This window comes from Komagataeibacter sp. FXV3, from assembly GCF_015155755.1.
Classification (GTDB): Bacteria; Pseudomonadota; Alphaproteobacteria; order Acetobacterales; family Acetobacteraceae; genus Komagataeibacter.
The window spans coordinates 1-9,377 of record NZ_VWPI01000038.1 but is presented as its reverse complement, the minus strand read 5'-3'; the positions used below and the strand labels follow the sequence as shown (position 1 = coordinate 9,377).

Below are 9,377 nucleotides of genomic sequence, written 5' to 3'. Positions count from 1 at the left end.
GTCCCGCCCGCGCCGGTGGTGGATGCGGGGTTCAGCGTTCCCGTTTCCATGACCGATTACGGTTGGGCGGTGCGGCTGTACCAGCCCATGGCCCTGATGTCGGAATGGGAGCGGCGCGTGCTGTCCGTGCTGGTGGCGCAGGCGCCACGCGGCTATTACATCTGCCCGCAGGTCAGGCTGGCGGATTTCATGGCCCCGCGCGGGCCGGACCGTGACGCCAACCGGCAGGCGTTTTTCAAGATCGCCTCCAAATCCATCGACTTCGTGGTGGTGCATGTGCAAAGCGGCACCGTGGTGCTGGGGATCGAGCTGGATGACAGCACCCACGCCCATCCCGAACGCCAGTACCGCGATGGACTGGTCGAGGCCGCCTTTGCCCATACCGGCATTGCCCTGTTGCGTTTTCCCCCCGGCGCGCGGGTGGATATCAGCGGGTATTTCCGCGCGGCCCCGGCGTGATCCGCCGCCCCTTACCGCCCCAGCGTAAACCGCGTCGGCACCCATCGCGCGGGGGCGGCGGGCGGCGTGGACAGCATGAGGTCACTTAATGCCCAGACCAGCGCATCCGCCCGGTCGGGGGAATGCGGGCCGTGGTAGCCACTGGCGGAAAACTGGCACAGCTGTTCCTCCAGCGTGGCAAAGCTGCCGTGATGGGTCACGCGGCCCTGTTCATACAGCGCCGCCACGGGTTCGGCACGCGCGGCCTTGCCCCGGCTGGCGGTGACCATGCGCAGGGCGGCGTTGGGGTTGATGCCGCGCAACGTGGCCTCGACCAATGCACCGCCAAAATTATGCTCGGCCACGATGCGTTCCGCCCCCCAGTCCGCCTGTGCCTGCAACGCTGTGCGCGCCCACCCCGCCGGGCTGTCCCGTCGCGACAGGTCGGACAGGACATGGCCATTCCCGCCCGCATCCACGCCACACACGACAATGCCGATTTCGTCCGATCGTGTATCCTCCGGCCCGGAACAGCCCGACGGGTCCACCGCCACGACAATGCGGCGCATGTCCCGCGCCACGCGGCCACGGGTTGCGGGGGTGACAGGGGCCGCACGGCGGAAATCCTCCAACCGCCATAACGCGCCATCCACCGCCTGCTGGTACTCGCCCAGCATGAAGCGCCTGCGTTCCCGTTCGGGCAATGCCTCAAGCTGCGCCATGTATTGGGGCGACAGGTTGGCGCGGTTGCCATCAGGGTTCAGGCGCATGGTGGCGTAACGCGCACGGTCCAGGGGGGCTGCGGACGTGGGGTCCACCCCGTCCTCGAACACGCGGTACAGCCAGTGCGCGGTGGTGGGGGGATTGGCGTCGATATATTCCTTCAGCGCCAGCGGCGATTTCTGCGCCAGCCGTGTCAGCAGCATGTTGCGCGCGCCATAGGTGATCTGGCTGGCTTCGTTCAGGTAGACGGTGGCGAATTCCAGCCCCAGTATCTTTTCCGTCCGGTCCTCGTCATCCAGCCCGCCGAATAAAATGACTGACCCGTTGGGCATTTCCACCGTCCAGTCGGTGCGCGACAGCGCCCATGGCACGGTGGGAAAGCACCGCCGCATGACGGTGGGAAACGTATCGGCCAGCACGGTGGCCCGCAGCGCGTTCAGCCGGTGGCGGAATATGCCGTGCCGCGTGCCCGCCGCCTTCAGCGCGCGGATCACCACCGCGCGCACCAGCACGAACGTCTTGCCCGACCGCGCGCCGCCGCGCAGCAGGATATGCGTGGCGGGACCGCCCAGCAGCCGGTTGGCCGCGCGCTGGTCCGCTGTCAGGCTGAAGGCGTGTTTCAAAAGCCTGTCCCCTGAAATACCGTGTAAGTATAAAAAGTTTTTGGGTGCCGCCTTTTTTTTAAAAAGGTGGCGTTCCTTGAAGCTTTTTGAAAAAAGCTTCACCAAAAACGTTCATTCCGTTTTTTACAGTTCCGCATCATCGGTCGTGATCGTGATGGCAATGGTATTCCCCCCTTCCCGCCGGTCAGCGGGCGGGCGCAGGCGGGTTGCGACCCACATCCGGGCCTCCATGCGCAGTTTGATCGCAGGCACGTCGTCACGGCCGGTGGCGCGGTCGGCTATGGTTATGATTTCCTCGGCCAGCGTATCGGCCGCAGCCTCCCGCGCGGTGGCATACAGGGCGCGAAACCCCGCATTGTCGCGCAGCCAGCGAAACACCGTGGCCCGGTGCGGCATGGCCGGATCGGCGCAGATCGCGCGCAGGCTGTGCCCATCTGCCAGGCGGGTGCAGATTTCCTCCGCCAGCCGGCGGCTGTACGCCCCGCGCCGCGCGCCCGGTGTGGCGGGTTCGGGCATGGTCATCCTTCCCTGTTATCCGGCGGATAGAAAAACGCCCGGACTGCCGTGCGGGGCGGTCCGGGCGCGGTTGTGTCATGATAGGGCTGTTATCGTGAAAAAGCGTGCAGGTGGGAACTGGTTTGTTGTGCGCGCTGGCTGTTGTGGCGGGGCGGTGGCCGATCGGGTGGCCTGCACGGCGGGGAAACGGGCGGTCCGCTTTTGCAAGGCCGACACATGGACAACAGGCATTCCTGCAGCCGATGCTGGCGAACGCCCTGCCCCTACGCGCCCGGTTCAATCTTTCGTCCCGCCCGCACCTCAGGATCATGTTCAAAGGCATGCAGGACAGCAGACCAGAATGCCCGCAGGCTGGGAAAGCTGCCCCAGTTGGGTGGTTCCTCGGCTTCTGCGTCCGGGTTTATGCCGAGCAGGACTTTACTGACGCGTCTGATTTCTTCATCGGTGCAGGTCAGTAAAGCCTTTAATTCAGCGATCGTTTGCAGTTTGAACGGAAGATCCCGACCCTGCGGTGCATCTTCGACGACTTCGGCCAATGTATCGCCAAACATATCGGCATCTTCGCCGAATGAACTGGCGCCAAGGTCAGCCAGACGCGCAAACATGTCGAGAATGTCGTTATTGGTACAGTTTGACGGTATTGACATAATAAATCATTCCATTGTGTTCTTTTTTGATAATTGTAACGCGGATACGCTGCGCAGTGCTCCGTTCCCGATCTGCCTGCTGGATAACGACAGTTCCTTTTCCAAGGACATGCCCTTCAATCTGTATTGTTGCGCCATCTGTGGCATTCCTGATCCACGCATCAATCCTATGGGAATTATCCCGCAGCACTGCGTGAATAGCACGTTCAGCCTCTTCCTTCGCGGTGAAGGATGAAACGACAGGACGGTTTTCCTTCGTAAACCGGCGCTCAATATACGCCTCGGTCGGGTCAACATGCTTTTTCGCGTAAGTATTGACAGATGATCTGCGTATCCGGGTCAGGCGTCTCCCTGCGCCTGCACCTCGGGATCATGTTCAAAGGCATGCAGGACGGCAGACCAGAATGCCCGCAGGCTGGGAAAACTGCCCCAGTTGGGTGGTTCTTCTGGCTCGACTGTTGGAATGATACCAAGCAAAGCTTTACTGACACGGTCGATTTCCGCATCGGTGCAGGCCAGTAAAGTTTTTAATTCGGCGATCGTTTGCAGTTTGAACAAAAGATCATGCGTTCGCGGTCCGCACTGGATTGCTTCCTCCAGCGTATCTCCAAACATATCGGCATCTTCGCCTAAAGAACTGGCACCGAGACCAGCCAGACAATCAAATGTTTGGCGGATTTCGTAATCAGTCAAGTCTAACAGTCTGGACATAATAAATCATCCCATTATGTTCTTTTTTAGTAATTGTAACTCTTATATGTCGCGCAGCTTTGCGTGTCCGATCGGTGTTCTCGACAACAATAGCCCCGCTGCCTGAAAGATGTCCTTCGACGTGAACTGAACTTCCATCTCTGGCGTCCCTGAGCCATGCATCAATCCCATGGGAATTATCCCGCAGCACTGCGTGAATAGCACGTTCAGCCTCTTCCTTCGAGGTGAAGAATGAAACGACAGGACGGTTTTCCTTTGTAAACCGGCGCTCGATATACGCGTCGGTCGGGTCAACATGCTTCAGCAGTACATGCCCGCCCGCCTTGCGGTTATGCGGCGGTGCCTCATGATGATTGAGGTCAAGCCGGTTCTGCCGATGCGGCGAGAGGAGGTTCTGGTTGGCAGGCGGCCGTGTCGGCTGGACGATGCGTTGCACAGGCCGGTGGAAGTGCTCCGTAGTGATGTCGTCCTGCCTGAAGGCAAGCCGGTCTGCATCTGCCGTGGCGACACGAATGGCCCGCGTTGCCGCGAAATGCGCTGCCGCATGCAGTATGCCAGCGGGAATCACGGCATCCGCAGCCTGACCGGCCAGATCGGCAACGGCAGGGGGCGCATGGGCCTTCAGCGCCATTGCATGGACCGCGCGTTCGGTCAGGGTGTGCGGTTCGGTGCCATTTTTCCACGCCTGCTGCCCGGTGGCCATCATGTCGGCGCCATGGGCGGCAAGCGCAATGCCGCCCAATTTGCTAAGCAACGGTTCAGGGGCTGCCATCAGGCCCGCGGCACCGGCCATTTCTGCCGCGCCCAGGCCCATCGTGGCCAGACCTTCGGCCCTGTTGATACTTTCATGACCTGGCAGGGATCGCCTGACGATGCTGACAAGCTGCTGTTCGCCCATGACGAATGTCAGGGCGGGATGCTGGTTGGTATTCGGCATGAAATGTCCTGAAATGCAGGCACAAAAAAAGCCCGCCGGTCAGGGCGGGCCTTGCGTGTCGTGTGGATGATCCGTCCGCCTGCGTATAGTGCAGTCTTTATTTGGGGGGATCATGAATTTATGGAAAAGTCGGGATCAGCGGGCGCCACAATGCGCACTATATTCCGAATAACGGAAAAAACTGCATACAGGCACCCGAAAAGTACAGGCTGACCCGACCATCTGCACTGCCGGGTCATGGCGGGGCCTTTAGAGACTGTTTGAAAACAACTCATTGATAAAAAAATAAAAGTTTTTGGGTGCCGCCTTTTTTCAAAAAGGCGGCGTTCTTTCGAAGCTTTTGCAAAAAGCTTCACCAAAAACTTCCTTTAATTTTAAAGTGCTATCATGTGCTGACTTTTCAGGCAGTTTCTTAATGCAGCGTAGATGCCCGCAACAGTATTTATGGTCCGGCATCCTGCCCGGATATTTCCCGCGCGACATCGAATACGGCATACCCCCGCTGGCAGTACCGAAACCCCGTCACCGCAAACACCACCTCCACCGGAATATCAAAATAGAAATCCAGCATCCCCGGCGGGTAACCGCTTTCGGTTTCCTCGCGGTCCATGGCGGTAATGGCTTCATGTAACGCTGCGGGTGGCGTGCCGGTCAGGGTCAGGTCGTGCGGGCCTGCGGCCTGTCCGTGGTGGGTTACGGACCAGATTTGTGCACCGTCATGGTGGAAACTGGCAGCACTTTCATACCGGCGTTCATCCACCGTGCAGGTCACGACCGTGGCGCCTGCGGAATATGCCGCCAGTCGGGCTTCATGCCCCCGCGCCGTGGCCGGGTCGTTGCACACCACCACCGTCCACCCGTCGGGCAGGCTGGTGATGGCCATGGGCGCGGGGCGGGTGACGTCCTGTGGCATGCCGGTATCCGTCAGGCCCATGCGGGCCAGAACTGTGGCGCGGTCGATGCCGTGGAACGCGAATGAAGTGACCGCATGCCCCGCCGGTCGGGGCGGGCAGGTTTCGCGTATGTGGAAACGCAGCCGGATGGGGGGGAAGATGTCCTGCGTGCCCTCGGTCACCTGGGCCGGGGCGAAGGTCACGCCCGCCTCCCCCACGCGATAGGGATAGACGATGTTTTCCGCCGTGCCGTCACGGTGGGCGCACATGATGACGGCGGCCTGCACCGGCCCGTCGCCACCGGGCAGCAGCACGGTGCAGTTGGCGACCACCGCCGCCGCCCGCGCGCCTGCCCGCATTGCCGCGTCCTGTACCGCGTCGCGCGCGCGGTCCAGTTGTATGGTGCTGTCGGCCTGCCCGCCGGGGCCTGCCACCGTCTCGATCGCGCCAAGGTAGCGCCCCGGGGCCATGACCGCGCCAAACGGGGCAAACACGCCCTGCCGGGACAGAAGCCGCTCCACCTCGGGACGCAGGTGGGCGGCAAGGCGGTCAAAATCCCGCCGTGGCGTGGCCAGCCACTCCGGCAGGTCAGCCTCGGCCCAGCCCTTGTACACGTCCATCCCTGTTCCCCCGTGCCGGTTCGGGGTCATGATGGGTGGTGGGGGATGGCCGTGTCAATCCGGCGCGCCCAAGGTGCGCGCCTGCCGGTTCGTTACCATGGGTGGGGTCAGGCCTGCTCAGGTTCCGGAATATCTGCCTTTTTCATAAAGATCTATTTTTCCAGAGCTTTTTGAAAAAAGCTTCACCAGAAACATTAATCTGCTGCTGCCGTCCGCCCCACGCAGAACCCAAGCCCCGTCACCGCAAACGGCAGCACCGCCAGCATCAGGCTGGTCCGGTCGGTCAGGCCCGTAATACGGGTGAAATTGACCAGAATGACAGACAGCACCGCGCACAGCGCCACGCCCGCCACGCACGGAATGACCACCGCGCTGAACGGCCGCCCGCGCGACAGGTCGCGCCGGCGGGCAAAGAACGCCACCACGGCGGCCGATGTCAGGATCATCAGCACGACAATGCCAATGGTCGAAATCCCGGCCATCGACCCGAAAATATCCACCAGCGGGTCCACCCCCGACAGGGCCGCGGCCACCAGCAGCATGCACGCCGTGCCCGTCTGCACCACGGACGCCACGTGCGGCGAGGCATGGCGGTCATGCGTGCGCGCCAGAAAGGCGGGCATGATCCCCTCGCGCCCCAGCGCAAGCTGGTAGCGCGCGATGATGTTGTGGAACGACAGCAGGCACGCGAACAGGCTGGTCAGCAGCAGCACCTGCATGGCCTGCTGCATCATCCGGCCCGCATACCGTCCCGCCGTTTCCAGCACGATGTTGCGCCCGTGGTCCAGAAACCCGCGCGTGACCCCGGTAATGCTGTCCGCCCCCCATGCATGGATCACGCACCAGCACGATATGGCGTAGAACAGGCCGATAATGACCACCGCGCCATAGGTCGCGCGTGGAATGGTGCGCTGCGGGTCACGGGCTTCGTCACGGAAAATGGCTGTGGCCTCAAACCCGATGAACCCGGTAATGGCAAACAGCAGCGCCACCGCGACCGGCCCCGCCTGCCCTGTATCGGGCACGGGGGCGACCGGCATGGGGTGCCACATGATGGCGGCGTTCATGACCACCACCACCCCGATTTCCAGCACCAGCGCCACGCCCAGCACGCGCGAACTCAGGTCGATATGCCGGTAGCCCATTACTGCCACCGCCGCCAGCACGCCCGCCGCATACAGCCACCACGGCAGGGCGGGGCCACCCCACTGCCGCACCGCGTCATCCATGGACCAGCCGAAAAACCCGTAAACCCCAAGCTGTATGGCGGTATAGGTCAGCAGCGCCAGGAACGCCCCCGCCCGCCCGCACCGCGCGCCCAGTCCCGCACGGATATAGGTAAAGAACGCCCCCGCTTCGGTCATGTATTCGGTCATGGCGACAAACCCGACCGAGAACAGCAGCAACACCACCGCCGCCGCGACAAACCCGGTCCATGCAAGCGCGCCGTTGCCCTGCGTGATCGCCAGCGGCACGTTGCCGCTTATGACCGTAAGCGGGGCGGCCGCGGCAATGACCATGAAGATGATTTCCGCAACACCCAGGTTGCCCGACAGCCGCCCCACCCCACCACCGGCGGCCGTGGTGGCGCCTGCCCGCGCGCTCATGCCGTCAGGCCCATGCCACGGTACAGGTCCAGCCTGCGGTCGGCCAGGAAGGGGTTTTCACGCTGCGCGCGCGCAACCAGCCCGGGTTCGATATCAGCCACCAGCAGCGCCTCTTCCAGCCCTGCCTGCGCCAGCACCGTGGCATCGGGCGCGATGATGCGGCTGTTGCCCACGTAAACCGTATCGCGCTCGCGCCCGGTATGGTTGATGTAGGCCAGGTAGATCTGGTTTTCCCACGCCCGCGTGCGCACCAGTTCGCGGGCGGAAAACAGGTATGGCTCCATCAGCGCGGTGGGCACCAGCAGCGCCTCGCACCCTGCCTGCGCCACGTGGCGGACGTATTCGGGAAACTCCACATCATAACAGATCATGCCTGCCACGCGCACCCCGCCAAAGGATACGACGGCGGAAGGCTGCGCGCCGGGCAGGAAGAACGCGCGTTCCATGTCGCCAAACAGGTGCAGCTTGCGCACATGCAGCACCTGCGCGCCATTGCGGTCCAGCAGCATGGCGCTGTTGTACAGCCCGTCGGGCGTGTGTTCGGCATACCCCACCATGACCGCCACCCCGCGCGCCATTGCGATGTTGCGCACGGCCCCCACCGCGTCGAAGCGCGCCAGGTCATGCAGGCTGTCACCAATGTCGTAGCCGGTCACGAACAGTTCCGGCGTGACCAGCAGGTCCACCCCCTGCCCCGCCGCGCGCGCCATGGCGGCGTCAAGCTCTCGCAGGTTGGCGTCGATATCCCCCGGGGTTCCCGCTGTCTGTAGGCCGGCCATGCGCATGATGTAAGGTCCTGATTTATTACTGCTTCGCAATGGGTATCATGCCCGCCGCCCGACGCAACACAAATCTTGCCGCCTGCGCAATGGATGGTGTCCTTGCGCAGCCTTTCATGCCGGATGCGGCATAAAGGCGATCAGGAGGGTGGCCATGGCAGTTCCGGCGGGATCTGAAGCTGTCCCGGGCAGCAGGCGTCCGACGCCCATCCCGCGGCAGGCGGTCCCCCGGTGACATCCACAATCGAAACGCTACCGCCCACATGCCCCGGTCAGCATGGGACAACCGATCTTTCACAGCCGAAAACCAGGGCCGCCATACAACCGGCACCTTCATGAAAAGCGCAGCCGGGCGAAAACCCGTTCACAAAGCTGCAAGACTGGTGCGCCCATACATCCATGTGCGTAATCCATGCCGCGGCAGGGTGTATCCCCTACCCCCGCGCGGTGCGTCCTGAACCCGGGGGTCAGGCCGCATGCGTGTGTCCGTCCGGGCCATGGTCATGGTCATGGCGATGGTGCAGGTCGGGATAATGCGGATGGCTGTGCACCAGCCTTTTATGCACATGGCGGTGGGTGTGGGGTTCGCCCACCGGGTCATCGGGGCCGTGTTCGTGCTGGTGGTGTTCGTCATGCAGGTGGCGGTGGGTGTGTTCCATTTCCTCATGCACATGTTCGTGGTCGTGGCGTTCGCTCAGGTGCAGCCACAGCCCCATCGCCATGAACGCCCCTGCCACGGCCAGCCGCCCGATGTCATGCGCATGGAACAGGGCCACCGACACCACCGCCCCGATAAACGGGGCCAGCGCAAAATACGCCCCCGTGCGCGCCGCCCCAAGGTGGCGCAGCCCCAGCATGAACGCCACCAGGCTGACCCCATAGC

General features: G+C 62.8%; 10 protein-coding genes and 1 pseudogene. 1 reads left to right on the top strand and 10 read right to left on the bottom strand.

The window, feature by feature from the left end; all coding sequences use genetic code 11:
• The coding region (locus tag F1542_RS03405) for a DUF2726 domain-containing protein (RefSeq protein WP_193731817.1) at positions 1-459 on the top strand (459 nt) is incomplete at its 5' end.
• 11 nt (positions 460-470) lie between these two features.
• Here the strand turns inward: F1542_RS03405 and F1542_RS03400 are convergent.
• The 10 genes and pseudogenes from F1542_RS03400 to F1542_RS03355 all read right to left on the bottom strand — a co-directional run.
• Positions 471-1,784, bottom strand: coding sequence for a phage terminase large subunit (locus F1542_RS03400; protein ID WP_193731816.1), 1,314 nt, complete (start codon positions 1,782-1,784; stop codon positions 471-473).
• A 123-nt stretch (positions 1,785-1,907) separates the two neighbouring features.
• On the bottom strand, positions 1,908-2,300 hold the full coding sequence (locus tag F1542_RS03395) for a terminase small subunit (protein WP_227672446.1): 393 nt from the start codon (positions 2,298-2,300) through the stop codon (positions 1,908-1,910).
• Between the two features lie 263 nt (positions 2,301-2,563).
• Positions 2,564-2,947 (bottom strand): hypothetical protein, encoded by a 384-nt coding sequence (locus F1542_RS03390; protein ID WP_227672445.1) that lies wholly within the window; start codon positions 2,945-2,947, stop codon positions 2,564-2,566.
• Positions 2,919-3,221: an RNase A-like domain-containing protein gene (locus F1542_RS03385; RefSeq protein ID WP_346011752.1), complete on the bottom strand. Its 303-nt coding sequence runs from the start codon at positions 3,219-3,221 to the stop codon at positions 2,919-2,921. Before F1542_RS03385 ends, F1542_RS03390 begins: the two co-directional genes overlap by 29 nt.
• A gap of 65 nt (positions 3,222-3,286) precedes the next feature.
• Positions 3,287-3,658 carry a hypothetical protein gene (locus F1542_RS03380; RefSeq protein ID WP_193731815.1) on the bottom strand — a complete coding sequence of 124 codons (372 nt, stop codon included), beginning with the start codon at positions 3,656-3,658 and terminating at the stop codon, positions 3,287-3,289.
• Positions 3,633-4,472, bottom strand: a complete 840-nt coding sequence (locus tag F1542_RS03375; protein WP_227672444.1) for an RNase A-like domain-containing protein — start codon at positions 4,470-4,472, stop codon at positions 3,633-3,635. Before F1542_RS03375 ends, F1542_RS03380 begins: the two co-directional genes overlap by 26 nt.
• 565 nt (positions 4,473-5,037) lie before the next feature.
• Positions 5,038-6,108, bottom strand: a complete 1,071-nt coding sequence (locus F1542_RS03370; RefSeq protein ID WP_193731813.1) for a hypothetical protein — start codon at positions 6,106-6,108, stop codon at positions 5,038-5,040.
• A 194-nt stretch (positions 6,109-6,302) separates the two neighbouring features.
• A complete protein-coding gene (locus F1542_RS03365; RefSeq protein WP_193731812.1) occupies positions 6,303-7,715 on the bottom strand; it encodes an APC family permease in 1,413 nt (470 codons plus the stop codon).
• Complete coding sequence (locus tag F1542_RS03360) at positions 7,712-8,500, bottom strand: carbon-nitrogen hydrolase family protein (RefSeq protein WP_193731811.1); 789 nt, start codon at positions 8,498-8,500, stop codon at positions 7,712-7,714. Before F1542_RS03360 ends, F1542_RS03365 begins: the two co-directional genes overlap by 4 nt.
• A gap of 461 nt (positions 8,501-8,961) precedes the next feature.
• Positions 8,962-9,377: pseudogene (locus F1542_RS03355) on the bottom strand (EamA family transporter); the annotation flags it as partial.